The 26032-nt window shown below is 72.2% G+C and carries 20 protein-coding genes; 14 read left to right on the forward strand and 6 right to left on the reverse strand.

Annotated elements, in window-relative coordinates:
* Nucleotides 1–10 precede the first annotated feature (10 nt).
* Entirely contained in the window at nucleotides 11–352 is a 342-nt protein-coding gene (locus ACPPVO_RS15190) for a MoaD/ThiS family protein (RefSeq protein WP_426511847.1), read from the forward strand.
* Nucleotides 349–1287 carry a PLP-dependent cysteine synthase family protein gene (locus tag ACPPVO_RS15195; protein ID WP_360389686.1) on the forward strand — a complete coding sequence of 313 codons (939 nt, stop codon included), beginning with the start codon at nucleotides 349–351 and terminating at the stop codon, nucleotides 1285–1287. Before ACPPVO_RS15190 ends, ACPPVO_RS15195 begins: the two co-directional genes overlap by 4 nt.
* Here ACPPVO_RS15195 and ACPPVO_RS15200 read toward each other — a convergent pair.
* Nucleotides 1272–3134 (reverse strand): M48 family metallopeptidase, encoded by a 1863-nt coding sequence (locus ACPPVO_RS15200; protein WP_426511848.1) that lies wholly within the window; start codon nucleotides 3132–3134, stop codon nucleotides 1272–1274. The two genes, ACPPVO_RS15195 and ACPPVO_RS15200, sit on opposite strands and share 16 nt — an antisense overlap.
* 249 nt (nucleotides 3135–3383) lie before the next feature.
* Here ACPPVO_RS15200 and ACPPVO_RS15205 point away from each other — a divergent pair, with 249 nt between their 5' ends.
* From ACPPVO_RS15205 to ACPPVO_RS15215, 3 genes are all read left to right on the forward strand, one after another.
* Nucleotides 3384–6626: a GH92 family glycosyl hydrolase gene (locus ACPPVO_RS15205; RefSeq protein ID WP_426511849.1), complete on the forward strand. Its 3243-nt coding sequence runs from the start codon at nucleotides 3384–3386 to the stop codon at nucleotides 6624–6626.
* A 73-nt stretch (nucleotides 6627–6699) separates the two neighbouring features.
* The gene (locus ACPPVO_RS15210; protein ID WP_426511850.1) at nucleotides 6700–7101 is read left to right on the forward strand and encodes a hypothetical protein; all 402 of its coding nucleotides are present in this window, start codon (nucleotides 6700–6702) and stop codon (nucleotides 7099–7101) included.
* A 27-nt stretch (nucleotides 7102–7128) separates the two neighbouring features.
* Entirely contained in the window at nucleotides 7129–7626 is a 498-nt protein-coding gene (locus ACPPVO_RS15215) for a phosphoribosyltransferase (RefSeq protein WP_426511851.1), read from the forward strand.
* A gap of 15 nt (nucleotides 7627–7641) precedes the next feature.
* Here ACPPVO_RS15215 and ACPPVO_RS15220 read toward each other — a convergent pair whose 3' ends face one another.
* Complete coding sequence (locus ACPPVO_RS15220; RefSeq protein WP_426511852.1) at nucleotides 7642–8691, reverse strand: LacI family DNA-binding transcriptional regulator; 1050 nt, start codon at nucleotides 8689–8691, stop codon at nucleotides 7642–7644.
* A 239-nt stretch (nucleotides 8692–8930) separates the two neighbouring features.
* On the opposite strand from ACPPVO_RS15220, the gene ACPPVO_RS15225 reads away from it, so the two are divergent.
* From ACPPVO_RS15225 to ACPPVO_RS15240, 4 genes are all read left to right on the forward strand, one after another.
* A complete protein-coding gene (locus tag ACPPVO_RS15225; RefSeq protein ID WP_426511853.1) occupies nucleotides 8931–11516 on the forward strand; it encodes a family 78 glycoside hydrolase catalytic domain in 2586 nt (861 codons plus the stop codon).
* 2 nt (nucleotides 11517–11518) lie between these two features.
* A complete protein-coding gene (locus ACPPVO_RS15230) occupies nucleotides 11519–12835 on the forward strand; it encodes an ABC transporter substrate-binding protein (protein WP_426511854.1) in 1317 nt (438 codons plus the stop codon).
* Nucleotides 12829–13686, forward strand: coding sequence for a carbohydrate ABC transporter permease (locus tag ACPPVO_RS15235; RefSeq protein WP_426511855.1), 858 nt, complete (start codon nucleotides 12829–12831; stop codon nucleotides 13684–13686). Before ACPPVO_RS15230 ends, ACPPVO_RS15235 begins: the two co-directional genes overlap by 7 nt.
* A gap of 85 nt (nucleotides 13687–13771) precedes the next feature.
* The gene (locus tag ACPPVO_RS15240) at nucleotides 13772–14590 is read left to right on the forward strand and encodes a carbohydrate ABC transporter permease (protein ID WP_426511856.1); all 819 of its coding nucleotides are present in this window, start codon (nucleotides 13772–13774) and stop codon (nucleotides 14588–14590) included.
* A gap of 43 nt (nucleotides 14591–14633) precedes the next feature.
* Here ACPPVO_RS15240 and ACPPVO_RS15245 read toward each other — a convergent pair whose 3' ends face one another.
* The gene (locus ACPPVO_RS15245; protein WP_426511857.1) at nucleotides 14634–15425 is read right to left on the reverse strand and encodes a phosphotransferase; all 792 of its coding nucleotides are present in this window, start codon (nucleotides 15423–15425) and stop codon (nucleotides 14634–14636) included.
* 183 nt (nucleotides 15426–15608) lie between these two features.
* On the opposite strand from ACPPVO_RS15245, the gene ACPPVO_RS15250 reads away from it, so the two are divergent.
* Both ACPPVO_RS15250 and ACPPVO_RS15255 read left to right on the forward strand, forming a co-directional pair.
* Nucleotides 15609–16445, forward strand: coding sequence for an MEDS domain-containing protein (locus ACPPVO_RS15250; protein WP_426511858.1), 837 nt, complete (start codon nucleotides 15609–15611; stop codon nucleotides 16443–16445).
* The gene (locus ACPPVO_RS15255; RefSeq protein WP_426511859.1) at nucleotides 16442–17398 is read left to right on the forward strand and encodes an anti-sigma factor RsbA family regulatory protein; all 957 of its coding nucleotides are present in this window, start codon (nucleotides 16442–16444) and stop codon (nucleotides 17396–17398) included. The genes ACPPVO_RS15250 and ACPPVO_RS15255 overlap by 4 nt, the downstream gene beginning before the upstream one ends.
* Nucleotides 17399–17741: 343 nt before the next feature.
* On the opposite strand, the gene ACPPVO_RS15260 is transcribed toward ACPPVO_RS15255, so the two are convergent.
* The 3 genes from ACPPVO_RS15260 to ACPPVO_RS15270 all read right to left on the reverse strand — a co-directional run bounded on the left by ACPPVO_RS15260 (nucleotide 17742) and on the right by ACPPVO_RS15270 (nucleotide 19786).
* Complete coding sequence (locus ACPPVO_RS15260; protein ID WP_426511860.1) at nucleotides 17742–18845, reverse strand: hypothetical protein; 1104 nt, start codon at nucleotides 18843–18845, stop codon at nucleotides 17742–17744.
* A 92-nt stretch (nucleotides 18846–18937) separates the two neighbouring features.
* Nucleotides 18938–19540 (reverse strand): SET domain-containing protein-lysine N-methyltransferase, encoded by a 603-nt coding sequence (locus tag ACPPVO_RS15265; RefSeq protein WP_426511861.1) that lies wholly within the window; start codon nucleotides 19538–19540, stop codon nucleotides 18938–18940.
* Nucleotides 19541–19552: 12 nt separating this feature from the next.
* Nucleotides 19553–19786 (reverse strand): hypothetical protein, encoded by a 234-nt coding sequence (locus ACPPVO_RS15270; RefSeq protein ID WP_426511862.1) that lies wholly within the window; start codon nucleotides 19784–19786, stop codon nucleotides 19553–19555.
* A 510-nt stretch (nucleotides 19787–20296) separates the two neighbouring features.
* Between ACPPVO_RS15270 and ACPPVO_RS15275 the strand changes: the two genes are divergently transcribed.
* The 3 genes from ACPPVO_RS15275 (at nucleotide 20297) to ACPPVO_RS15285 (ending at nucleotide 26000) form a co-directional block, all read left to right on the forward strand.
* Complete coding sequence (locus ACPPVO_RS15275; protein ID WP_426511863.1) at nucleotides 20297–23014, forward strand: carbohydrate-binding protein; 2718 nt, start codon at nucleotides 20297–20299, stop codon at nucleotides 23012–23014.
* Nucleotides 23015–23159: 145 nt separating this feature from the next.
* Nucleotides 23160–24554 carry a hypothetical protein gene (locus ACPPVO_RS15280; RefSeq protein ID WP_426511864.1) on the forward strand — a complete coding sequence of 465 codons (1395 nt, stop codon included), beginning with the start codon at nucleotides 23160–23162 and terminating at the stop codon, nucleotides 24552–24554.
* A gap of 111 nt (nucleotides 24555–24665) precedes the next feature.
* Entirely contained in the window at nucleotides 24666–26000 is a 1335-nt protein-coding gene (locus ACPPVO_RS15285) for a glycosyl hydrolase (RefSeq protein ID WP_426511865.1), read from the forward strand.
* Nucleotides 26001–26032 lie beyond the last annotated feature (32 nt).

Here is a 26032-nt window from a genome sequence, read left to right on the forward strand (position 1 = left end):
TGGAGGGACCATGGCTGTCGAGGTTCGCATCCCCACGATCCTGCGCTCGTTCACGGCCGACGCGAAGGTGGTCGAGGGCCGCGGCGCCACCGTCGCCGAGCTCTTCACCGACCTGGAGACCCGGCACCGGGGCCTGCGCGACCGGCTCGTGACCGGCGAGGGCGCGCTGCACCGGTTCGTCAACGTGTACGTCAACGACGAGGACGTGCGCTTCCTCGGCGCACTGGACGCGCCGGTGCGCGACGGCGACCACGTCACCATCCTGCCGGCGGTCGCCGGGGGCGCCTGCGCCTTCGCCGCCGTGGCGGCGATGCACGGCATCGACCTGGCCTCGACGGGGATCGGCGGATGACCCGCTACGACTCGCTGCTGGACGCGTGCGGGGAAACGCCGCTGATCGGCCTGCCGCGGCTCTCCCCGCGGCCGGGCGTCCGGCTGTGGGCGAAGCTCGAGGACCGCAACCCGACCGGCAGCGTCAAGGACCGGGCCGCGCTGTGGATGGTGCGCGAGGCCGAGGCGGCCGGGCGGCTGCGGCCCGGCGACACGCTGCTGGAGCCGACGAGCGGCAACACCGGCATCGCGCTGGCGATGGTGGCGAAGGTGCGCGGCTACCGGCTGGTGTGCGTCATGCCGGAGAACGTGTCGGCCGAGCGGGCGGCGCTGCTGCGGATGTACGGCGCCGAGGTGATCCGCTCCCCGGCGGCGGGCGGGTCGAACCGGGCCGTGGCGATGGCCCGCGAGATCGCCGGCGACCACCCGGACTGGGTGCTGCTGCACCAGTACAGCAACGCCGCCAACGCCCGCGCCCACTTCGAGTCCACCGGCCCCGAGCTGCTGCGGGACCTGCCCACCATCACGCACTTCGTGGCGGGGCTGGGCACCACGGGCACGCTGATGGGCGTCGGGCGGTACCTGCGCGAGAAGGCGCCCGGCGTCCAGGTCGTCGCGGCCGAGCCGCGCTACGGCGAGCTGGTCTACGGCCTGCGCAACATCGACGAGGGCTACGTGCCTGAGCTGTACGACCCGGAGGTGCTCACCCGGCGCTTCTCGGTCGGCACGGCCGACGCCCTGCGCCGCACCCGCGAGCTGCTCGAGGCCGAAGGGGTCTTCGCCGGTCTCTCCACGGGTGCGGTACTGCACGCCGCGCTGTCGGTCGCCGAGCGGTGCACGACGGCCGACATCGCGTTCCTCGTCGCCGACGGCGGCTGGAAGTACCTGTCCACGGGCGCCTACGAGGGCACCCTGGACGAGGCCGCGGCCGCCCTCGGCGGTCAGCTCTGGGCGTGAGTCTCGGCGAGGTAGGGGTTGAGGGCGGCCGCAAGCAGCTCGCGGTCGTTCTTGTCCAGGGACTCGCCGGTCCACGTCTCGGCCAGCTCGATCGTCTCGCCGCTGTGCAGGGTCAGGCTCACCTTGATCGGCACGTTCTTCAGCACGGCCGCGGCGCGCACGTCCTCGTAGGCCACGAACCGGTGCTGCCGCGCCAGCTGCGCGACGGGCGCCGAGCGCAGGATCTGGACCAGGCGCTGCTTGCCGTGGTCGGTGGACTTCGGCCCCGGCACCAGCAGCAGCCCGGTGTTGAGCAGGAGCACGTCGAAGTGCTGCTTGCCGGGCGCGTTCATGTTCGCGATGCCGCCGATGACCTCGGCCCCGTCGGCGGTCGCGACGGCCGACTGCTGCCGGACGGCGGCCACGTCGACGCCGAACTCCGCGAGCCGCCGCCGCGCCTCGGCCACCGTCTCCGGGGCGACCGCGAGCCGGGCGATCTCCATCGTCGGCAGCGCGGTGCCGTCGGGCCGGGCGAACGTGGCGCCGCCGGTCCACGAGTGCTTCCAGCGCCCGGCCCCGCCGCTGCGGGCGGCCAGCCCGATCGCGGAGTCGACCCGGTCGACCAGGAGCTCCCGCTGCTCCGGCGGGTCGCTGTGCGGCGCGACGGCGCGGCCGAGGTCCGCCGCCCCGCCCTGCTCGAGGATGTGCAACACCAGCCCGAGGTCGCCCTGCGGGGTGCCGGCCAGCCGGGCCGCGGCCCGGAAGAGCGCGTCGACGTCGCGCTGGGCCCCGGCCGCGATGCCGGCGTCGGTGAGCTCGTCCCACGGCAGCAGCGTCTTGTCCTCGATGTTCATCGCGGCCCGCTGGAGCCGCTGGGCGAGCATCGCCGGGTCGCCGAGCAGCACCGCGGCGGGGCGCTCGTCGGCCGGGACGCCCGGGTCGGGCATGGCCTGCATGGCCCGGATGCGGTCGGCGATCGGCGGGTGCGAGTCCCAGCGCGACTTCTTCTCCTCCGGGGCGTTGTCGCGCAGCTCGGCGAGCTCGCCGGAGCGCCCGCGCAGCAGCAGGGCGAAGCCGCCGAAGACGTCGCGCGGGGCGAGCTTGGCGTCCCAGCCGATGGTGACGTACCGCCCGACGAAGAAGTTCCACGCCGTGTCCACGACCGCGAGGTCGCGCATCGAGCTCACCGCGGCCGCCCGGCCCGCGACCCGCACCGAGAACTCGTCGGCCTCGTACTCCATGCGCCGGCTCACCGCCTGCTCGACGAGGATGTAGAGCCGCGCGTAGGTGCGGAACACGAACCCGGCGATGCTGGACGGCCCGACCTGCACGATGGTCTGCACGATCGCCATCCGGCCCCGGTGGGCCAGGGCGCCGAGCTTGGTGTGGCTGCCGGAGTAGTGGCCCAGCTCGTGGGCGAGCACCGAGCGCAGCTGGGCGACGGTGAACGCCTGCAGCAGCGGCAGGCCGACGTACATGATCCGCCGGCCCCCGGCCAGGCCGAGCAGGCGCGTCTGCTCGGCGACCGCGGCGTTGACGTCCGGGATGAGCCGGATCTCGTCGGGGGCCCGGGTGCCGACCTGGTGCGCGAGCTCGTGCGCGGTGTCCCAGAGCCCGCGCGCCTCGTGCGGGGCGAGCGGCAGCCCCTCGGGCTCGCCGGGCTTGGCCGTCAGGATCTTCCAGAACGCGACGACGATGCCCACCGCGATCGCGATGGTGAGGAAGGCGAGCTTGCCGGCGGCCGCGCCCGGGTGCTCGCTCCACAGCCAGACCGTGAGCCAGCCGAGCCCGGCGATGAGCCCGACGGCGAGCAGGTAGAACCCGGCGAGCAGTGCGACCGAGATGGCGGCCCGGATCGTCGTCTTCATGGCGTTCGTCCCCCGTATGTGTGAGCGGTTCACATTATGCGCAGTCGGGGGGGCCGCTGTCTGTCCCACGACCGGGAGTCAGGGTCGACGCCCGCATCGACACGCCGGCGGAGCTCGTCCGGCTCGTGGAGGGCGTCGTCCGCCCGCCAATTGTCAAGTATTGACAGATCTCCCTGGGATGGGAGAACCTTCACGAGCGTCGATTTCGGCGGTCGGCGGCCACTCACCTGGTTGATCGATCGGAGCGACGTGAGAAGGCTGCTCTGCAACGTCCTGGCCGCGGCATGCGCCGCCGCCGTCACCGTGACCGCCCTCGGCGCGCCCGCCCGGGCCGCCGTACCCGCCGACCTCACCGGTCTCGTGAACCCGCTGATCGGGACGCAGAAGGAGGGCAACACGTTTCCCGGTGCGGCGCTGCCGTTCGGGATGGTGCAGGCCAGCCCCGACACCGGCTGGGGGACCGGGTACAACTACGACCACACGAAGGTCTGGGGCTTCTCCCAGACGCACCTGTCCGGCGTTGGCTGCCCCGTCGCCGGTGAGGTGCCGCTCATGCCGACCGTCGGCGCCGTGAACAGCAGCGACCCGAACACCTACGGGCAGGCGCTCAACCACGGCCAGGAGCAGGCCACCCCGGGCTACTACCGGCTCGGCCTGCCCAGCGGCGTCACCGCCGAGCTGACCGCGACGCTGCGCAGCGGCTGGCAGCGGTACACCTTCCCGGCCGGCACCGAGTCCAACGTGCTGTTCAACACGGCCCAGGCGCGCGGCCAGGCGACGGGCGCGAGCACCTCGAGCGTGTCCATTGTGGGCAGTGACACCGTCGAGGGCTCGGTGACCGTGAGCGGCTTCTGCGGTTCTTCGCCGGCGCACACGGTCTACTTCACCGCCCAGTTCGCCCGGCCGTTCGCGTCGTTCGGTACCTGGTCCGGCTCGACGTTCACCGGCGGCTCCCGGTCCTCGTCGGGCAGCGGGGCCAAGGGCGGCTGGGTGCGCTTCGACACCACCGCCGACCGCGGCGTCACAGTGAAGGTCGGGCTGTCCTACACCGGCCTGGCCGGGGCGCGGGCCAACCTGAGCGCGGAGACGTCGGCGGCCGGCTTCAGCTTCGACACGGTACGCCAGGCCGCCCACGACACCTGGAACGCCGAGCTGCACAAGGCCGAGGTCGACGGCGGCACCACGGACCGGCAGGTCGCGTTCTACACGTCGCTGTACCACTCCCTGCTGCACCCGAACCTGGCCGGCGACGTCGACGGCAGCTACCGCGGCTTCGACAACGCCGTGCACACCGCGTCGGGCTACACGCCCTACCAGACGTTCTCGCTCTGGGACACCTACCGCGCCCAGAACCAGCTCGTGGCCCTGCTGGAGCCGCAGGTGGCGCGCGACTCGGCGCTGTCGCTGCTCGCCGTGGACCGCGAGCTCGGCTGGCTGCCGCGGTGGGCGCTGGACAACACCGAGACGAACACGATGACCGGCGACCCGGTGACCCCGTTCCTCGTCGACCTGTGGTCGCGCGGGCTGCTGTCCGGCTACGAGGGGCAGTTCTACACCGCGCTGCGCAAGAACGCGCTCGGCACCCCGCCCGCCGCGACCGGGCTCAACGGCCGCAACGGCAACCCGTACTTCACCGCGCTGGGCTACGTGCCGACCGGCGTCACGTGCACCCCGACCAACCAGTTCGACCACGACTGCCAGTACCCGAGCTCGGCCACCCTGGAGTACGCCGCGGCCGACTCGGCGCTGTCCATCATGGCCCGGGCCCTCGGCCACACCGCCGACGCGGACGCGCTCGCCGCGCGGGGCCAGAACTACCGGAACCTGTTCGACCCGTCGATCGGGTTCTTCCGGCCGCGCAACGCCAACGGGGTCTTCGCGCCCACGTACTCGCCGACCGACGGCGCGCACACGTTCCACGAGGCCGGCGCGTACCAGTACCAGTGGCTCGTGCCGCAGGACCCCGACGGCCTCGTCGGGCTGCTCGGCGGCAAGGCGGCCGCGAACACGCGGCTGGACCAGTTCTTCGCGTACAGCGACCTGCTGAGCGACCCGTCCGGCACCGCGCACACCAAGTGGGTCAACGGCGCCTACGACTACTACAGCTTCACCACGTACAACCCGAACAACGAGCCGGACCTGCTGGCGCCCTACACCTACCTGTGGACCGGCCAGCCCTACAAGACGGCGACGGTGCTGCGGGCCGCGTACACCCTCTTCGCCAACGGCCCCAACGGCGTCACCGGCAACGACGACCTCGGCACCATGTCCGCCTGGTACGTCTTCGCCTCCCTCGGCCTGTACCCGCTGATGAACGGCGCAAATTTCTACGGCGTCAGCACCCCGCAGTTCCCGTCGGCGAAGGTGACCGTGGGCGCGTTCGGGTCCCAGCAGGGCGGCACGATCACCATCGCGGCCCCCGGCGTGAGCGACGCGAGCCGCTACATCGGCACCGCCACGCTCGGCGGCACCCCCTTCACCCGCACCTGGCTCTCGCAGGCCGACCTCGCCCACGGCGCATCCCTCAACTACGGCGTCACCGGTACCCCGGGCGCCTGGGGCACCGGCGCGGGTGACACGCCTCCCTCGGCGAACCACACGACCCCGCCGGCCGCCCAGCCGAACCTGGCCCAGGGCAAGGCCGCGACCGGCTCGGCGCCGTGCGCGGCGACGGAGGGCCCGGACAAGGCCGTGAACGGCAGCGTGACCGGCGGCAACCCGGACAAGTTCTGCTCCGGGGCGGCCGGGGCCTGGGTGCAGGTCGACCTCGGCTCCGCGCAGACGCTGAACCGGCTCGTGGTCAAGCACGCGGGCGCCGGCGGGGAGCCGGCCGCGTACAACACCCGGGCCTTCACCATCCAGACGTCGACCGACGGCAGCACGTGGGCGACCCCGGTGACGGTCACGAACAACGCGGACCCCGTGACGACACACCAGATCGCCACGACATCATGTCCGGCCGGCTGCGCCCCGGCCACAACCGCGCGCTACCTCCGGCTCAACGTGACCACCCCGACCCAGACGTCGGACACGGCGACGCGCATCTACGAGCTGGAGGCGTACGGGCCGTCGCTCACCAACTTCGCGCTGAACCGCCCCGCGACAGGCTCCGCCGCGTGCGCGGCCACGGAGGGCCCGGACAAGGCGGTGAACGGCAGCGTGACGGGCGGCAACGCCGACAAGTTCTGCTCCCTGGCGGCGAACGCGACGCTGCAGGTGGACCTGGGCGCGACGCGGTCGATCGGCCGCTTCGAGGTCGCCCACGCCCAGGCCGGCGGCGAGTCGGCGGACTGGAACACGAAGGCCTTCACCATCGACGTGTCGGCCGACGGCACCACGTGGACCAGGGCCGTCACCGTCACGAACAACACGGCGGCGAACACGGCCCACCCGGTCGCCGTGTCCGGCCGGTACGTCCGCCTGACCGTCGCCACCCCGGCCCAGACGACAGATGCAGCGACACGCATCTATGAATTTCGCACCCTGGGGTGAGTGGCCGGGTGATTCGTCTGCTCACCCGTCGGCGCCGGGTCCGGCCCGCTCCGACGGGGCTTACCGTCGATGCATGCCTCCCGAACTCGTTCGCCCCTACGTGCGGGTGATCCCCATCGCCCACATCCCGCCGGCCCCACCGCGTCGCTCCACGGTTGCGCCGCGCCCCGTACCGCCCGTGTACCGCCCGCGCCACGACGTGGTGACGCGGTCCGTTCCGTCCAACCCACCGCAGCGGTCGTCCCGGCGGCGTACCAGCCGCCGGGCTCCGGCCCTCGCGTGGGGCGCGCTGCTGATCACCCTGGCCACCGCGTCGGTCGCCCTGCGCCCGGGCGCGAGCGAGCCGACGGCCCAGGCCGCGGAGTTCGGCCACCTGGAGACGGCGCTCCTGCCGGCCCCGCACACCGAGGGGATCGCCCAGCGCACCTCGACGCCGCCCCGCCCCGACGCACCCACCCGTCGCGCGAAGCCCTGAGTTCACGCGGCCGGGCTATGCTGCCCCATGCAGCAGCACGAACGCGAGGTGCTCGACTGGCCGACCTTCGGCCGGGCGGCCCGCGAACTGGCCCAGGCCATCGCCGACGACGCCTTCCGCCCCGACCTCGTACTGAGCGTGGCCCGCGGCGGCCTGCTCGTGGCCGGCGCGCTGAGCTACGCCCTCGACGTCAAGAGCATCCACATGCTCAACGTCCTGTACTACACCGGCGTCGACGAACGCCTCGACGCCCCGGTCATCCTGGACCCCCGGCCCGACCTCGCCGACCTGGCCGCGGCCCGGATCCTGATCGCCGACGACGTCGCCGACACGGGCGCCACGCTGGAGGTCGTACGCGACTTCTGCGCCGGGCGGGTGGCCGAGGTGCGCTGCGCGGTGCTGTACGAGAAGCCCGGTTCGACCGTCACCTGCGACTACGTGTGGCGGCGGACCGATCGCTGGATCAACTTCCCGTGGTCGAGCCTGCCGCCGGTGACCGACCCGACGGCCCCGGTGACCGGCTGACGTCCCGGGGCGGTCTCAGGCCGGCGGGGGAGCGGTGCTGCGGCGCGGGATCAGCGTCGGGGACAGCGACATGAGCACCGACCGGCGGCGCTTGCCCTCGACCCGCTCCAGCAGCAGCCGCGCCGCGTTCGCGCCCATCAGGCGGCCGTCCTGGTCGACGCTCGTCAGCGAGATCGGGCCCATCGCCGCGACCGTCGTGTTGTCGTAGCCCGCGACCGAGATGTCCTCGGGGATGCGCAGCCCGGCCTCGTACACCGCGTTGAGCACGCCGATCGCCGCGACGTCCGCGCCCGCGAAGATCGCCGTGGGGCGCGACGGGCGGGCCAGCAGCTCGCGGGCCGCGGCGTAGCCGCCCTCCTCGCTGTACGTCGACGGCACGACGTCCACCTCGTCGCCGAGGCCGTTGCGGTCCATCGCCTGGCGGTACCCCTCCGCCCGCACGGTCTGCGGCATGGTGGTCGGGATGCCCCGGGTCGCGTCGCGGTGCTCGATGTGCGCGATGCGCCGGTGGCCCAGGCCGCACAGGTGGTCCACGATGAGGCCGGCCCCGGTGATGTCGTCGTCGACCACCGCGTCGAACTCCGCCGAGCGGCCGTGGCGGCCGATGACGACGGTCGGGATCGTGCGCGCGGTGGCCTCCAGCTGGCTCCGCGGGAGTACCGGCGCGATCATGATGAGGCCGTCCATCCGCCGGTCGATCATGGCGTCGGTGATGCGGGCCTGCGACTCGGGCGTGCTCCCGCCCGGGCCGAGCAGCGCCTGGTAGTCAGTGCCGGCGAAGTGCTCGCCGATGCCCTCGATGAGCTCGGGGAAGAACGGGTTGCGCAGGTCTGGGATCAGCACGCCGATGGTGTACGTCTGGCCGCGCATGCCCCGCGCGGCGGCGTGCGGGCGGTAGCCGAGCTCCGCGATCGCCGCCCGGACCCGCTCCTGCATCGCCGGGCTGACCCCGTAGGCGTTGCGCAGCACCTTCGACACCGCCGCCGTGGACACGTTGGCCCGGCCGGCGACGTCGGCGATGGTCGCCCGCCTGGCCGCCGGTTCCGCCGAGGGGTCCGCTGCCATCCGCTGTTCTCCTTCGGGCCGGGTGTGTAGAACGAACTACACCTGCGAGAAGTCTAGCCAGGCCCACGGAGCGCCCGGCGAGTGGACATTGGTCTACGAAATCCGGCACATGCACGCGCTTGACAGCCCACTGGCTCGGGCTCAACATGTGGAGAACGCTCTACGAAATACCCCCGACGCTGCACACCCTCCCGGCTCTTGGCCGGAGCGTTGAATCGTTTCAGAAGTGAGGCCGCCCCATGCGCGTAGTCGAACTCCGGGCCGAGCACGTCCGGGAACCCCTCGGACTGGGCTCGGCCCGCCCCCGCCTGTCCTGGCGGCTGGAGACCGACGTCCCCGGCGCCACCCAGGTCGCCTACGAGCTCACGGTGGGCGAGTACTCCACCGGCCGCGTCGAGTCCCCGGACCAGGTGCTCGTGGCCTGGCCGGCGCCGCCCCTGGCCTCCCGCGAGTCCCGCGCGGTGACCGTCCGCGTCTGGACCGGCCCCGAGGACTCCGCGACGAGCGACCCGCTCCGGGTCGAGGCGGGCCTTCTCGACCCGCGCGACTGGCGGGCCGCGCTCATCGGCGGCGAGGCCGCGCCCGGCGACACGGACGGCCCGGCGATCCTGCTCCGCCGCGAGTTCGAGCTGCCCGCCGAGCCGGTCCGGGCGCGGCTCTACGCGACCGCGCACGGCGTGTACGAGCCGGAGCTCAACGGCGCCACCGTCGGCGACCACGTCCTCGCCCCGGGCTGGACCAGCTACCACCACCGCCTGCGGTACCAGACCCACGACGTCACCGGGCAGCTGCGCGCCGGGCGCAACACGATCGGCGCCTGGCTCGCCGAGGGCTGGTACGCCGGCCGCCTGGGCTTCCGCGGCGGCCGCCGCGGCGTCTACGGCGACCGTCCCGCGGTCGCGCTGCAGCTCGAGGTGGCCTGCGCCGACGGCTCCACCCACGTCATCGCCACCGACGGGGAGTGGCGGGCCGCGCCGAGCCCGATCACCGCGACGGGGCTGTACGACGGGGAACGGTACGACGCCCGCCGGGAGGAGATCGGCGCACACGAGTGGGGGCCGGTGACCGAGCGGCCGCTGGACGCCTCCCGGCTGGTCGCGCCGGACGGACCGCCGGTGCGCCGCACGGAGGTCCTGCGCCCTGTGTCGGCCCGGCGGACCGGCGACGGCCGGACGATCCTCGACTTCGGCCAGAACCTCACGGGCCGCCTGCGCATCCGGGTCGAGGGCGAGCGCGGCGCGACCGTCGTGCTGCGCCACGCCGAGGTCCTGCAGGACGGCGAGCTGTACACCCGCCCGCTGCGCGAGGCCGAGGCGCGGGACGAGTACATCCTGCGCGGGGGCGGGCCGGAGACGTGGGAGCCCCGCTTCACCGTGCACGGCTTCCGGTACGCCGAAGTCGCTGGGGGAGTGTCCGAAGTGGACGCCGAGGCCGTGGTCTGCCACACCGACATGACCCGCACCGGCTGGTTCGACTCCTCCGACCCGCTGCTCAACCGCCTGCACGACAACGTGGTGTGGAGCATGCGCGGCAACTTCCTCGACGTGCCCACCGACTGCCCGCAGCGCGACGAGCGGCTCGGCTGGACCGGCGACCTCGCCGTGTTCGCGCCGACCGCCGCGTTCCTCTACGACTGCGCCGGCCTGCTCACCTCGTGGCTGGCCGACCTCGCGGCCGAGCAGGCGGAGCTGGGCACCGTGCCGTTCTACGTGCCGTGGGTGGAGCTGCTCGGCCCGTCGCTGCCGGCCGCGGTCTGGGGCGACGCCGCGGTCGTCACCCCGTCGGTGCTGCACGAGCGCTTCGGCGACGCCGGGATACTGCGGCAGCAGTACCCGAGCATGCGCGCCTGGGTCGACCAGGTCGCGGCGCTGTCCGGCGAGCACCGCCGGTGGGACTCCGGGTTCCAGTTCGGCGACTGGCTCGACCCGGCCGCCCCGCCCGAGCAGCCGGCCGCCGCGCGCACCGACCCACACCTGGTGGCCACGGCCGCCCACGCCGACAGCGCGCGCCGGCTGGCCCACATCGCCGCCGTGCTGGGCGAGGACGGCGACCGGGAGCGGTACCTCGCGCACGCCAACGCCGTGGCCGAGGCGTTCAACGACGAGTTCGTGACGCCGAGCGGCCGCCTGGCCAGCGATGCCCAGACCGCGTACGCCATGGCCCTGACCACCGGGCTGCTCGCGAAGGAGGAGCAGCGGGAGCGGGCCGGGCGGCGGCTCGTCGAGCTGGTGCGGGCCGAGGACTACCGCGTCGGCACCGGGTTCGCCGGGACGCCGCTCATCTGCGACGCGCTGACCGGCGTCGGGGCCGCCGACGCCGCCTACCACCTGCTGCTGCAGCGCGAGTGCCCGTCCTGGCTCTACCCGGTGACGATGGGCGCCACCACCATGTGGGAGCGCTGGGACAGCCTGCTGCCCGACGGCACCGTCAACCCGGGCGAGATGACCTCGTTCAACCACTACGCGTTCGGCGCGGTCGCCGACTGGCTGCACCGCACCGTCGCCGGGCTCGCCCCGGCCGCGCCCGCGTACCGCCGGATCCTCGTCCGGCCCCGCCCCGGCGGCGGCCTCGAGCACGCCGAGGCGGTGCACGACAGCCCGTACGGCCGGATCCGGGTCGGCTGGCAGCGCGCGAACGGACGGCTGAACGTGCACGTATCCGTTCCGCCCGGGGTCACCGCCCGGGTCGAGCTGCCCGCCCCGGGCTGGGCGCCGGTCGAGGCCGGGCCGGGCATCCACGAGTACACCTGCGATTTCCGCGCCCCGACCGACGACCCGCCGCCGGTCCGGGACGCACACCCCTTCAACACCCCCGAGAAGGAGTAACCATGATGCAACGACGACACCGCCTGGTCGTCGCGCTGACCGCGACCGTGGGCGCCCTGGTGCTCAGCGGCTGCAGCGCCGGTGACCTCGGCTCCAGCGACAGCGGCGACGGCACGACCCTGTCCTTCCTGTCCGACAACTCCGACGCGAGCCTCAAGACCGCGCAGGGCCTGGCCGACGCCTTCAACGCCAAGAAGACCGGCGTCACCGTCAAGGTGGAGACGCGCCCGCAGGGCACCGAGGGCGACAACATCGTCAAGACGCGGCTGTCCACCGGCGACATGACCGACGTGTTCATGTACAACTCCGGCTCGTTGTTCGCCGCGCTCAAGCCCGAGCAGAACCTCGTGCCCGTCGACGACCAGTCGTACGCCGGCGACCTCGACGCGACGTTCAAGTCGACCGTGTCGGCCGGGAACAAGCTCTACGGCGTGCCGTTCGGCGGCGCGACCGGCGGCGGCGTCCTCTACAACAAGGCCGTGTTCGCCAAGCTGGGCCTGCAGGTGCCGAAGACCTGGGCCGACTTCATGGCCAACAACGCGAAGATCAAGGCGGCCGGGATCGCGCCGGTCGTGCAGACCTACCAGGACACATGGACCTCGCAGCTCATCGTGCTCGCCGACTTCCACAACGTGGCCGCGACCCAGCCGGACTTCGCCGGGCAGTACACCGCGGGCAAGGCCAAGTACGCGACCACCCCGGCCGCGCTGAGGAGCTTCCAGCGCCTGCAGGACGTGCACGACCAGGGGTACCTCACCAGCGACTTCGCCTCCACCAAGCTCGAGGCCGGCATCAAGCACCTCACCGACGGCACGGGCGCGCAGTACCCGATGCTCACCTTCTCCGTCGGCACCATCGCGTCGCAGTCGCCCGAGAAGATGAACGACATCGGCTTCTTCGCCCTGCCCGGCGACGACGCGGCCAAGAACGGTCTCACGGTGTGGGAGCCGGCCGGGGTGTACATCCCGAAGACGACGACCGCCAAGAAGCTCGACGCGGCCCGGAAGTTCCTCGCCTTCGTCGCGAGCAAGGACGGTTGTGACGCGATGGCCAAGGCGACGACCCCGTTCGGGCCCTTCCTGGTGAAGGGGTGCACCCTGCCGTCCGACGTGGCTGCCCCGATCAAGGACATGCAGCCGTACTTCGACAGCGGCGCCAACAGCCCCGCGCTCGAGTTCCTCTCCCCGGTCAAGGGCCCGTCGCTCGAGCAGATCACCGTCGAGGTCGGCTCCGGCATCCGCAAGGCCGCCGACGGTGCCGCGCTCTACGACCAGGACGTGAAGAAGCAGGCCCAGCAACTGGGACTGCCCGGATGGTGAGACGGGCCTACTCGTACTGGTTCTACCTGCCGGCCGCGCTCGTCTACGGAACCCTGTTCCTGGCCCCGACCTTCGCCTCGTTCTACTTCAGCCTCACCCGCTGGAGCCTGTTCGACGCGCAGTTCATCGGCCTGGACAACTTCCGGCAGTTCTTCGACGAGCCCGCGCTGGTGAAGGGCTTCACCAACACCATCATCTACGCGGTCGTCACCTCCGGCCTGAAGGTGGTGCTGGGCCTGCTCCTGGCGGTGCTGCTCACCTCGCAGCTGTCCGCCCGCGGCTACCTGCGCTCGGTCGTGTTCTTCCCGGTCCTCGTCAGCACCATCGGCGTCGGCCTCACGTTCACCGTGCTCATGGACCCGCAGCACGGGCTCATCAACAACGCGCTGGGGGTCGTCGGCATCGACGGCCCCGGGTGGCTCACCGACCCCCACTACGCGCTGCTGTCCGTGGCGCTCGTCGACGTGTGGAAAGGGATAGGCCTGGCCACGCTCATCTACATCGCGGGCATCGTGTCGATCCCGCAGGAGTACTTCGAGGCCGCCCGCGTCGACGGCGCGGGCGCCTGGCAGAACTTCCGGCACCTCGTGCTGCCGCTGGCCCGGCCGGCCACGGTCACCGTGGTCATCCTGTCGCTGATCGGCGGCCTGCGCTCGTTCGACCTCATCTGGGCGATGACCCGCGGCGGCCCCGGCTTCACGTCGGACGTCATCGCGTCGGTCATCTACAAGCAGTACCAGGCGGGCTTCTACGGCCTGTCGACCGCCGGCAACGTCGTGCTGTTCCTGGTCGTGACCGCGCTGGTGGTGCCGCTGTACTGGTTCCTCAACCGGCGGGAGGTGGAGCAGTGAAGGGTCCGGAGCGGAGCGGAGGGGCCGTTCACCGGGGGCTCGGCGTGGGTCTCGCGCCGGTGCCGGAGCTTGCGGAGGTGCCGGCGTGAGGAAGCACCTGCTCGGCGGCACCGCGATCCTCGCCTCCGGCGTGGTCTTCGTGGTCCCGTTCCTGTTCATCGTGCTCAACGCGTTCAAGGACCGCCGGGACGCCGCGCTGCCGGCGTTCAGCTGGCCCAAGCACGCGCAGCCGTGGCGCAACCTGGTCGACGTCGTCGAGGCGCGCGACTACATGCTGGTGATCGCGTTCATCAACAGCACCGTCCTGACGGTCGTGAGCGTGTCGTGCATGGTCGTGCTGGCGGCGATGGTCGCCTTCGTCCTGCAGCGCCGCCGCAGCCGCTGGAACCGCCTCATCGACGTGCTGGTGCTGTCGGGCCTGATCATCCCCCCGGCGGTGGTCCCGACGATCTGGGTGCTGCAGGGCCTGGGCCTGTTCAAGACCATGGCCGGGCTGATCCTGGTGGAGATCGCCTTCGGCCTGTCCTTCAGCATCCTGCTCTTCCGCGCGTTCATCTCGACCATCCCGCGCGAGCTGGACGAGGCCGCGATCATCGACGGGGCGGGCCCGCTGCGCCTGTTCTTCCGGGTCGTACTGCCCCTGCTGCGCCCGGTGGCGGTGACGACGGTCGTGGTGCAGTCGGTCGCGGTGTTCAACGACTTCACGAACCCCTTGTACTTCCTGCCGGGCGACCAGAACGCGACCGTGCAGCTGACGCTGTACAACTTCTCGAGCCAGTACACGAGCCAGTACAACCTGCTGTTCATGAACATCCTGCTGATCACGATTCCGCCGTTGATCATGTACGTGTTCTTCAACCGGCAGATCGTGGCGGGCATGACGAGCGGCGCGGTGAAGGGCTGACCCGCCCGCGGTGAGCACGCGCGGCCCGGCCCGGCGCGACCGACTACGCCGGGCCGGCTGCGCGTCCGTCCCAGAACGCCTCCGGCAGGGCGGCGACCTCGGTGCCGGACCTCTCCAGGTCGGCGGCCCAGGGCAGCATGCGCCGGAAGACCGGCTCCCCGCCTTCGGCGAGCCGCCGGATCATCCCGACGTTGCGCTCGACCCGCCCGGTTATCGCGTCGCGGATCGCGGCCCGGTCGCCGGTGTAGCCGTACGCGTCCAGGAGTAGATGGAGCCGCCGGCCCCGGTCGGCCGGGTCGGTGAAGCCGATCGTCTCCGCGAGCTCGGTCGTCAGCAGCGGCACCCAGGTCAGCGCCGAGAACGCCAGGTCGTCCTCGGGCCGGGCCGGGCTGGCGGTGTCCCAGTCGACGAACCCGACCAGGCCGTCGCCGTCCCATACCGCGTTCCACGGCGACGCGTCCAGATGGGCGATGAGCAGCCCCGGCTGCCAGGGCCGGCCGGTGAACCAGACGGCGTCGCCGCCGGGCCGGAAGGCCGCGGTCGCGTCGTGCAGCCGGCGCAGCCACGCCCCGACCTGCCGGAGGGCGTGGTCGGAGCGCAACCACTCCGGCCACGGCCGGTCCTCGCCCAGGGTCTGGCCGGCCAGGAACGTCAGGCGTTCGCGGCCCTGGTCGTCGCGGCCGCGGGCGCGCGGAGCGCCGTCGAAGCCGACGGCCTCCAGGTGGCGCAGCACGCCGTGCACGGTTGCCGTCCACGGCTGTGCCGGGCGCCGGACCTCGTCGCCGACGCGCACGGCCCCGAAGCTGCGCCCGCCGGGCAGCCGTTGTTCGGTCATGCCCCGGTTCTATCGCGATCGGACCGCCGCGGCGAACGATTAACGGCCGGCGGATGGATGATCGGCCACGACGATCGGCCGGGCGGCCGAGCCCGCGGGGATGGAACCGCGGCGCGGGCATCGGTGCCGATCAGGGTCGGCGGTAGGGTGTGATGATTCGAGCACGGCGAGTGAGGTGACGACGTGGTGGGGACCGCAATCCTGGCCGGGCTGCAGGCCGGCGACCACGTCTGCGTGCCGTACAGCGGCGCCGAGCTGCGCACCGGGATCATGGAGGGCTTCATCCGCTCGGCCCTCCACGACGGTGACAAGGTCATCTGCTGCACCGTCGGGGAAGACCCCGGGGCCTTCGCCGCCGGGCTCGCCGCGAACGACTCCGGCATCGCCGAGGCGCTCACCGGCGGTCGGCTGGAGATCTACAGCGCGGCGCAGAGCTACCTCGCCGCCGGGCGGTTCGACGCCGAGCGGACCGCGGCCGACTGGCGCGGCGTCGTGGCCAGGGCGCGCCGCGAGGGGCACCCGGGGCTGCGGATCATCGCGGACATGGGCTGGGCCAGCGGAGGTATCCCGGGCGCCGAGCGGCTGCCCTGGTACGAGGCCGAGGTCAACCGCGTCTACGCGGCCGGGTTCGCGCGCGGCGCCTGCCTGTACGACCGGCGCCGGTTCTCGCCGGCGCGGCTGCGACGGTACATCGCCACCCATCCCGGCACCGTCGAGCCGGGCGATCCCCACCCGCCCCAGCTGCGGATGCGGCACACCGACGACCCCCGCGGCCTGGCGCTGACCGGCGAGGCCGACATCGCCAACCGGGCCGCCCTCCTCGCCGTCCTCGACGGGCTGCGCGCCGACCTGCCCGGCGACGACCCGCTCACCATCGACCTGTCCGGCCTAGCCTTCGCCGACGTGGCGGCCGCCGCCGCGCTGATCCGCACCGCGCGCCGCGAACCGGGGGTGCGGCTCGCCGGCGCGAGCCGCCGGCTGACCGGGCTGCTCGACCTCGTCCGCCAGGCGGACGCGTGAGGGTCGGCGCGCCGACGGGCCACCGCGGCTTCTTCCACGAGGCCGCGTTCTACCGTTCCGACGAGGAGTTCCTGGCGATCGTCACGCCCTTCATCGAGGAGGGGCTGGCCGCGGGGGAGCCCGTGGTCTCGGCGTTCGGGCCGCGCAGCCAGGGCCTGATCCGCGCCGCGGTCGCCGGGGCGGGCGGGGACGTGGCCTACATGGCCGGGGACGAGCACTACTCGAGCCCGGCGACCGCCATCCACCGGTACCGCGAGCTGCTCGCCGGGCACGTCGCCGCCGGGGCCGCGCAGATCCGCATCGCCGGAGAGGTGCCGCACCCCGGCGTCGGCGTGCCGTGGGACTGGTGGGCCCGGTACGAGGCGGTGATCAACCACGTCTACGACGACTTCCCGCTGTGGGGGCTGTGCCCGTACGACGTGCGCATCACCCCGCCGGCCGTGCTCGAGCAGGTGCGGCGCACGCATCCGTTCATCGCCACGACCGCCGGGCACCACCCGAACCCGGACTTCAGCGACCCCGAGGACTTCCTGCGCGACCGCGCCGCGACCTGGCACGACCCGCTGGAGCGCACCCGGCCGCGGCTGCACCTCACCGACCCGATGCCGGCCGAGGTCCGCGCCGCCGTGGTCGCCCTGAGCGCGCACACCAACATCGAGCCGACCGACCTGCGCGGGCTGGTGCTCGCCGCGACCGAGGTCGTCACCAACGCCATCGTGCACGGGGCCCCGCCGGTCGAGGTGCGCGTCTGGACCGCCGAGCACCGCATCCTGGTCGAGGTCGCTGACGCCGGGCCGGGGCCGCGCGACCCGGTCGCCGGGCTGCGCCCGGTCCCCTCCGCGACCGGCGGCCTCGGCCTGTGGATCGCCCATCAGGTCTGCGCCCACGTCGACCTGCGGCGCGAGCACGGCCGCTTCACGGTCCGGCTGGTGGCCGGCCGGCCCGTGGCGTGAGCCGGGTCCGGCGTACGTATCTCCTCCTGGTGCTGCTCAACGCCCTCGCCGTGTCGTCCATCCGAGGCGTCAACTCGCTGCTGCTGTTCCAGGCCGGCCGGTCCAACACCGAGGCCCTCGCCGCGAACGCCTGCTTCATCCTCGGCTTCGCGCTGTTCGAGGTGCCGACCGGCACGATCGCCGACACCCGGGGCCGGCGCGCCTCCTACCTGCTCGGCGAGGTCACGCTCACCGTCACGACGCTGCTGTACCGGCTCGCCTGGCGCCTGCACGCCGGGTTCGCGATCTGGGCGGCGGTCTCGGGCCAGCTCGCGCTCGGGTTCACGTTCTTCGGACGGCGACGCTACCCGAGCACCCGCCGGGCGAACTGCTCGAACTCCGCGACCGAGTCGCCGATCCACACCATCCCGTGCTCGCGGATAATGAACCAGTCGGTCGACTTGGCGCGCAGCTCGGCGAAGAACCGCCGGCCGGCCGCGAACTGTCCACACTCGACGGTGCCGGCGGTGACCAGCTCCCGGTGGTGCGGCCCGCGCGTCAGCTCGCGGTGGTGGAAGTGCACGATGAGCCGGGGCCGCCGCCCGTGCATGCTCAGCAGCGTGCTCAGCAGCAGATACTCGGGCGCGTCGGAGCTGGGTAACCGCGGCCCGGTGTACGTCACCGCCCGCCGCCCCTCGTCGTAGGACGTGACGAGGTCGAAGTCGGCCGCCGTCATGAGCGTCTTGTCGGTGACGGTCTGCGACACGAACCAGTAGCCGTCGTGGGCGAACAGGATCGAGCCGTCGGTCCACGGCTTGCGCTGCCAGAGCCGGTGCTCGCGGTGCAGCCGGGCCAGCTCCGCGATCTCGCCGGCGTGCTCGGCGCCCAGCCGCCGCCACACCGCGGTGTCGGCCTGGTGGAGGCTGCGCGTCGGGCTGTACTTCACCCGGATCGTCTCGCCGATGACGTTGACGTACACGTCCTGCCAGGTGTTGGTCCGGATGCCGCGCCGCCGGTCGAGCTCGTCCGGGTAGAGCACGTTGATGTCGAGCTCGTCGCACAGGTCGGGCACGGCCGTGCGGGCCCGTTCATAGCCGGGCCGGTCGCTCCCGTCGGGTGCGAGATCGTAGGCCGAGACGACGTTCGTGCGCACCCCGGCGGCGGCGAGCGCGGACAGGTACACCTTCTCGTCCCGGCTCATCAGCAGCGGGTCGGTCGGGCCGTAGACGGCGTAGGTGATCATGCCGGGCCGGGGCGCCGGGAGCTGCCCGAACGCGAGCGGCTCGACGAAGAGCCCGTGCTCGGACCGCAGCGCGCGGAAGGCCGGCCGGACGACTTCCTGTAACGTCCAGTCGCCGTGCCGCGACCGCGGGTTGATGACGTAGTAGCAGCGGACCTCGCCCGCTTCGCGCATGTGGCAGTAGTCGGATGCCTGCGCGTTGCCGGACGTTATCGCCGCAGTGACCACGCGGTTACTCTACATTGATCAAACGTCCCGGGCTGTCCACAGGATCCGAGTTCGCGACCCGTGCAGCCTTTGGCATCCGGTTTTGACAGCCGTCAGCCGAGGTGCTGGTACACGACCTGCCAGTTGCCCGCGACGACCCGCAGCAGCATCGTGAGGTGCCGGCCGCCGGACCGGGCCGAGCACAGCGCCTCCCAGCGCCCGGTCCCGACCAGCCACTCGACGTCGGTCAGCGGCGCCCCGGGGAGGGCGGCGAGGACCGCGCCCCGGCCCCGGAACACGGTGCCGTCCCGCCACAGCACGGCGTCGGCGTCGACGAGCTCGCCGTGCCGGTCCGGCTCAAGGGCGTACGCCTCCAGGAACGTGGCCAGCTCGCGGCCCGTCTCCTCGGTCGCGTCGATGGTGACCGCCTCGCCCGCGGCGATCGGCCGCCGTGCCACGTCGCAGCCGCGCTCGAAGTCTTGGTAGCACGAGGGATCGCCGGCGTGGTTCACGAACCGGGCCGGCGCCGGGTACAGGTAGCGGCGGCCCCAGTAGCTGTGCACGAACAGATCCTCGCCGGGCGGCAGCGCCGCGTAGCCGGCCGCGTCGAGCTCGCGCAGCCGGTAGGCCACGACGACCTCCCCGGCGGCGAAGTCGCGGGCCGCGTAGACCCCGCGGCCGCCCAGTGCCCCGTCGCCGATCCGCACCCCGTCCACGGGTCCACGGTATTACCGGGCGAAGACGATGTCGGCCGACGGGATGCCGCGGCAGCCCATCAACTTCTCCTGCGCGCCGAACGACACGCCGGGGGCGTCGCGCGGCACGACGATCGCGCCGATGCCCTTGGACCCGGGCGCGTCGCTCATCCGCGTGTAGACGAGGTTCAGGTCGGCCTCGCCGTCGTTCGCTGCCCCACGTTCACGATGCGCGTTTACAGCTACCTCAATTCCGCCCGACGCCATCCATCCGTCCGCGCGTCTGCTCGTCCGCTCGTTCGTGCATCGTGCGTCCGCGCGTCTGCTCCTCCGCTCATCTGCGCGTCGCGCGTTCGCGCATCGCGCGTTCGCTCATCGCGCGTTCGCGCATCGCGCGTTCGCTCATCTGCAGGTTCGCTCATCCGTGCATCCGTGCATCCGTGCATCCGTGCATCCGTGCTTTCGTGCTTTCGTGCATCCGTGCTTTCGTGCGTCGCGTGAGGGTTGTCGACGTTGTGCGCGTTGTGCAAGCGGCTGCTCGGTTGTGTGCGGGTCGGTGACCTATGAGTGTCCGTGCGGGCGGTGCTGGTCGGCGGTGTGCCTTCGTGCGCGTGGTCGTTGCGGCGTGGTCGGGGTCCGCGGTTGCGTTGGGGTTTGGAGGGGGGAATGAAAAATTGAGCTCTTGACGTGTCAGCTTAGAGAGTGTTGTCTGCAAATACTTGCGTACGCCGCTACGTGTGCAAGATCTTGAAGGGACACTCCATGGCACGATCATCGATGCGTGTTGTGCGTCGCGCGGTGGGGCCGTTGGCCTTGGCCGTGCTCGTCGGGGCCGCCGTCGTCGCCGCCTCGTCGGCGCCGGCCCGGGCCGCGGCCGGGGCCGCCACGCCGTTCACCAGCTTTGAGGCCGAGGCCGGGGTCGTCGCCGGGGGAGCCGCCACCCGGGCGCTCACCGCCGCCCCCACCACGCAGTACTCCAGCCCCGAGCTCGAAGCCTCCGGCCACGCCTTCGTGCGCCTCGCCGCCACCGGGCAGAAGGTGCAGTGGACGAACACGACCGGCCGGCCGATCAGCGCGATCGTGGTGCGCGCGAGCATTCCCGACTCGCCCGGCGGCGGGGGCATCACGGCCTCGCTCAACCTGTACGTCGACGGGGCCTACCGGCAGGCGCTCTCGCTCACGTCCAAGCAGTCCTGGGTGTACGAGGGGAACAACCACTACAACGACAGCTCCGACCAGAACCCGGCCGACGGCAATCCGCGCGTGTTCTTCGACGAGGCGCGCACGTTCGTCACCGGCACGCCCATCGCGCCCGGGGCCACGTTCGCACTCCAACGCGACGCGGCGAACTCGGCCGCGTTCTACGACATCGACGTCGTCGACGTGGAGAACCCGGCGCCGATCGCGCAGCCGGCGAACTCGATCTCGATCGTCTCGTGCGGCGCGGCCGCCGACAACCCCGACGTGGACAGCACCGGGCCGATCCAGAACTGCATCAACCAGGCGCAGGCCCAGAACCAGACGCTCTGGATTCCGGCCGGGACGTTCTACCTCAAGGGTACGAGCGGCCTGCACGCGACCGGCATCACCATCGCGGGCGCGGGGTCGTGGTACAGCACCGTCTACCGCGCGGTACCGCTGCCGAACCCCCAGCCCCTCGGCGCCGTCTTCGACCTCACGTCGTGCACGGTCAAGGACTTCCACATCGACTCCAACGCCACCAGCCGGGCCACCGTGGACGGCGCCGGCGGCGCGATGGACACCACCGGCACCAACTGGGTCGCCGACGACATCTGGACCCAGCACACGCTCTCGGGCTTCTGGGCCTCCGGCACTGGCGGCCAGGTCCGCAACAGCCGGCTCACCACGATCTGGGCCGACGGCATCAACCTGAACAACGTCTCGCTGAACAGTTCGGTCGGCAACAACCTGAGCGCAACGAACAACTTCGTGCGCGGTACCGGCGACGACGGCATGGCCATCAACTCGGTCAACTACAACACCGACAGCAACGGTAACCGGACGTACTACACCGCGATGTCGAACATCTCGTTCACCCGCAACACGATCGTCGCCCCGTGGGGCGGCAAGGGCATCGGGATCTACGGCGGCAGCGGGCACGACGTGGAGTACAACGCGGTAAGCGACACCGCCCGGTACATCGGCCTCGGGGCCGGCCGGTTCGGCGTCAACGGCAGCGACCTGCTCGGCGCGACCGTCGCGAATAACGTCGTCTCCCGTTCGGGTGGCAACGGCTACAGCCAGGGCCAGCCGGCGCTGCATGTCGGCAACGGCGGTGACGGGCAGAACGTCGGCGTCGTCGACCGGGTGAGCGTTTCGAACAACACCGTGGTGGGCTCGCTGTACGACGGTGTCGGTTTCAGCCAGTCGACGAACACGGTGCTGCAGAACAACACCGTCACCAACCCCGGCCGCAACGGCATCGTCGTCGCGCCGCCGTTCTACCCGGCGCCGAGCGGCTCGGCCGGCATCACCGGCAACTCGGTCACCGGGCTCAAGAGCGGGGCGAGCGCGTACGTCAACAACTCCGGCGGCTTCACGGCCACCCTGAGCGGCAACAGCTGGCAGGGCGGCAGCGGCCCCGTCGAGGCCCCGTTCGGCGGCGCCCCGGCCGCGGTCCCCGGCACCGTGCAGGCCGAGAACTACGACACCGGCGGCCAGGGCCTGGCGTACAACGTGACCTCGGTGAACGGCAACGCCAACGGCTACCGCGCCGACGGCGTCGACCTCGAGTCCACTTCGGACACCGGCGGCGGGTACAACCTCGGCTGGACGAGCGGCGGGCAGTGGTTCCGGTACACGGTGAACGTCGCCACCGCCGGGCAGTACACGCTCACGGCCCGGGTCGCGGCCCCGAGCGCGGTCACCGGCGCCCTGCATCTCGCGAACGCGTCCGGGGCCAACCTCACCGGCGCGGTGAACATCCCGGCCACCGGCGGCTGGCAGACGTGGGGCACGGCCACCGCGACCCTGACGCTCCCGGCCGGTCAGCAGGTGCTGACGCTCGCGCAGGACAACGGCGGCTGGAACCTCAACAGCCTGCAGTTCACCCAGGGCGGCGGTACCCCGACCCCGGTCAACCTCGCCGCCGGCCGGCCCACCTCCGAGTCGTCGCACAACCAGGCGTACGGCTCGGGCAACGTCACCGACGGCAACCAGGCCACGTACTGGGAGAGCGCGAACAACGCGTTCCCGCAGTGGGTGCAGGTCGACCTCGGCGCCGCGAAGTCGGCCACGAAGGTGGTGCTGCAACTGCCGGCGACGTGGGGCGCGCGCAACCAGACACTGACACTGAGCGCTTCGAGCGACGGTTCGTCGTTCACGACGGTCGTTGCGACAAATTCGTACACGTTCGGACCGTCCGCGACGCTCACGTTCCCGGCGACGACGCAGCGGTACTGGCGCGTGACGGTCACCGCCAACACCGGCTGGCCGGCCGCCCAGATCAGCGAGTTCCAGATCTGGAACCTGTAAGCCAGAATCGGGCCGGGGCCCGGATTTCATGTGACAAGTAACAACAAAAGCCCAGCCCGGCGGCGGGATTTATGCCTCGCTTAAGTTTGCCTTTCCGCCGCCGGGCGCCCCATTTCGACCCCTGAACCCCCCTATATTCGGCCCCGTGAAGCTCCCCTTCGAACTCTCCCGGCGGCGGGTCGTCATCGCCGCCGTCGCCGGCCTCGCGGTCGCCGCCACCATCGGCGCCGTCGCCGCCTTTTCCTCGAGCGGCCCCGCCTCGGGCACCGGTCCGGGCGCCGCGGGCCGGTCCGGCGGCGACGCGGCGAGGCTGGCCGCGGCCGCGGACGCGTCGGGCAGCGCGAACCCGAGCGCCGCGGCGAGCAGTGCCGCCCCGCCGAAGGAGACCGGCCCGTGCGGCCGCGCCGCGAGCGCGACGCCCGTGGTGAAGGTGACCGACGTCAGCGTCGGCACCGCGGTCACCGGCTACGGCCGGGAGGGCGACACCGACCCGCTGCCCATGGCGATCGCCGCGACCCCCGACGGCGGCTCGTGGCTGGCCTGGCTCGGCACGAACGGGAAGGTGTACCTGGGCAGGCTCGGCTGCGACGACAAGCTCGCCGGCACCCCGACCAGCTTCGACGGCATCGACCTGCAGGACGTCTCGGCCGACGCGAACGGCGGCGTGCTGCTCCTGACGCGCAAGGGGGAGTGCCACGACGGCCCGCTGTGCGGGGGCTCGTCGAGCCCGTGCAACACGATGCACATGATCCGGTTCGACAACAACGGCAGGCAGGTGTGGGAGCGCCAGGTCACGAACCTCAGCTCGAGCCTCGGCGGCTACGACAACGGCGCCCGCTTCGTGTGGTGGTACCAGCACCACGGCCGCCTCGCCTACGACGGCAGCAACTACGCGGCGTACTTCGGCGTCGCCATCACCGTGCAGAACGGGTCCTGTGTGGACATTCACGAGGGCGACCGCATGCAGGTCGTGAACTCCGGCGGCGGCATCGTCAGCCACAAGGACGCCTTCGAGGTCGGCTGCAGCCACAGCTGGGGGACCCGGATCGTGTGGGACCCGCGCTCGAGCCACTTCGCGATGGTCTGCGCGACCGACAACAGCTGCCGCATCGCCCAGCCGCACCCGTACCGCACCGTCGCCGCCGGCACCTGCGACAACACGCTCTTCGGCGGCGACCTGGTGCTGGCCCAGACCTCCGGCTACTGGACCGCCTGGAGCCAGGGCGGCCAGGCCCGGCTGTCGCACTTCAGCACCGGCGCCGCGGACACGACCAAGCAGACGCCGGCCAGGACGGCCCATCCGCACCTGGTGACGTACGGCTCGGGCCGCATGCTCATGGCGTGGGAGTCCGGCTCGTCGATGGCGGCGCAGGTGTACGACTCCGGCAGCGGCGCGGCCGTCGGCGCCCAGTTCACCATCGGCGCGAAGGACCACAACTACCAGGCGTTCAAGGCCTATCCGGACGGCAGCGCCGCCTACCCGGCCGCGGGCGCGAACAGCACCTCGATCCGCGTGGCCCGGGTGATGCCCCAAGCCTGAGAGAGCGCTCTCTCAAGTTTGGCTTACAACCGGCTTAAGTCGGGTCGCCCGCCTTGACGCGCCGCGCCGCATAGACGAGTTTGAGCGGCGCAGCCAAGGAAAGGGAATGCCATGCGGCTCGGCCGAAAACCCCTGTTCGCCCTGCTCGCCGCGGCCGTCGCGGGCGCCGGGCTGGTGGGCCTCACCAACGCGTCGGCCGCCACCGGCGCGCCCATCACCGGCATCGCGGGCAAGTGCGTCGACGTGGCCGGCGCGAGCGCGGCGAACGGGGCCGCCGTCCAGCTGTACACCTGCAACGGCACCGCGGCCCAGAGCTGGACGGTGAGCACCGACGCGAGCATCCGCGCGCTCGGCAAGTGTCTCGATGTGTCCGCGGCGTCCAGCGCGGACGGTGCGAAGGTGCAGCTTTATGACTGCAACGGCACCGGCGCGCAGAAGTGGACGGCCGCAACGGGCAGCCGGCTGGTGAACACCGGCTCGGGCAAGTGCCTCGACGCCAGCGGCAACAGCTCGGCCGACGGCACGCGACTGCAGATCTGGACCTGCACCGGCGGCGCGAACCAGCAGTGGAAGCTGCCGGGAGCGACGGCGACGCCGTCCGCCCCGCGCACCGCCACGCCGACGGCGGCGCCATCCGCCACGCGCACCACCACGCCGTCCGCCCCGCGCACGGCCACGCCGACGGCGACGCCGTCCGCCACGCGCACCGCCACGCCGGCCGGGAAGAAGAAGGGCGTCAGCACCTGGCAGTTCACCGGCCTCTCCGACGCGGTGCACAACGTCGGCGCCGGCTGGTACTACAACTGGTCCACGAACAACGACTCGATGCCCGCGAGCGCCGAGTTCGTCCCGATGATCTGGGGCTCCGGCGCGGTCACCGACGGCGACCTGGCCAAGGTCAAGAGCGAGGGCACGGTGCTGCTGGGCTTCAACGAGCCCGACCTCAAGGAGCAGTCGAACCTGACGGTCGAGCAGGCGCTCGCCCTGTGGCCGCGGCTCGAGGCGACCGGGATGCGCCTCGGCAGCCCGGCGGTCGCCTACGGCGGCGACACGCCCGGCGGCTGGCTCGACCGCTTCATGACCGCCGCGCGGCAGCAGAACCGGCGGGTCGACTTCATCCCGCTGCACTGGTACGGCTCCGACTTCTCCGACGCCGCCGTGGGCCAGTTCCTCGGCTACGTCCAGCGGGTGCACGACCGGTACAACCTGCCGATCTGGATCACCGAGTACGGGCTGATGAACTTCACCGGCACGCCGAAGTACCCGAACACGGCCCAGATCACGTCGTTCATCACCCGCACGACGACCCAGATGCAGGCCACCTCCTACATCGAGCGCTACGCGTGGTTCTCGCTGCCGGCGGTCGGCGACTCGGTGGCGTACGGCCTGTACCGCGACGGCTCCACCCCCACTCCGGCCGGCGAGGCCTACCGCGCCGCGGGCTGATCGGACGAGACATGCCGCCGTACTCTGGCGGC

This window comes from Dactylosporangium sp. McL0621 (assembly GCF_049995355.1).
GTDB lineage: Bacteria > Actinomycetota > Actinomycetes > Mycobacteriales > Micromonosporaceae > Dactylosporangium.

Coding starts and splice junctions, on each gene's coding strand:
- ACPPVO_RS15270 (WP_426511862.1), bottom strand. CDS start 19,786: ATGGCGTCGGGCGGAATTGAGGTAGCTGTAAACGCGCATCGTGAACGT.
- ACPPVO_RS15190 (WP_426511847.1), top strand. CDS start 11: ATGGCTGTCGAGGTTCGCATCCCCACGATCCTGCGCTCGTTCACGGCC.
- ACPPVO_RS15220 (WP_426511852.1), bottom strand. CDS start 8,691: ATGGCAGCGGACCCCTCGGCGGAACCGGCGGCCAGGCGGGCGACCATC.
- ACPPVO_RS15275 (WP_426511863.1), top strand. CDS start 20,297: ATGCGTGTTGTGCGTCGCGCGGTGGGGCCGTTGGCCTTGGCCGTGCTC.
- ACPPVO_RS15215 (WP_426511851.1), top strand. CDS start 7,129: ATGCAGCAGCACGAACGCGAGGTGCTCGACTGGCCGACCTTCGGCCGG.
- ACPPVO_RS15225 (WP_426511853.1), top strand. CDS start 8,931: ATGCGCGTAGTCGAACTCCGGGCCGAGCACGTCCGGGAACCCCTCGGA.
- ACPPVO_RS15285 (WP_426511865.1), top strand. CDS start 24,666: ATGCGGCTCGGCCGAAAACCCCTGTTCGCCCTGCTCGCCGCGGCCGTC.
- ACPPVO_RS15245 (WP_426511857.1), bottom strand. CDS start 15,425: ATGACCGAACAACGGCTGCCCGGCGGGCGCAGCTTCGGGGCCGTGCGC.
- ACPPVO_RS15230 (WP_426511854.1), top strand. CDS start 11,519: ATGATGCAACGACGACACCGCCTGGTCGTCGCGCTGACCGCGACCGTG.
- ACPPVO_RS15195 (WP_360389686.1), top strand. CDS start 349: ATGACCCGCTACGACTCGCTGCTGGACGCGTGCGGGGAAACGCCGCTG.
- ACPPVO_RS15235 (WP_426511855.1), top strand. CDS start 12,829: ATGGTGAGACGGGCCTACTCGTACTGGTTCTACCTGCCGGCCGCGCTC.
- ACPPVO_RS15200 (WP_426511848.1), bottom strand. CDS start 3,134: ATGAAGACGACGATCCGGGCCGCCATCTCGGTCGCACTGCTCGCCGGG.
- ACPPVO_RS15210 (WP_426511850.1), top strand. CDS start 6,700: ATGCCTCCCGAACTCGTTCGCCCCTACGTGCGGGTGATCCCCATCGCC.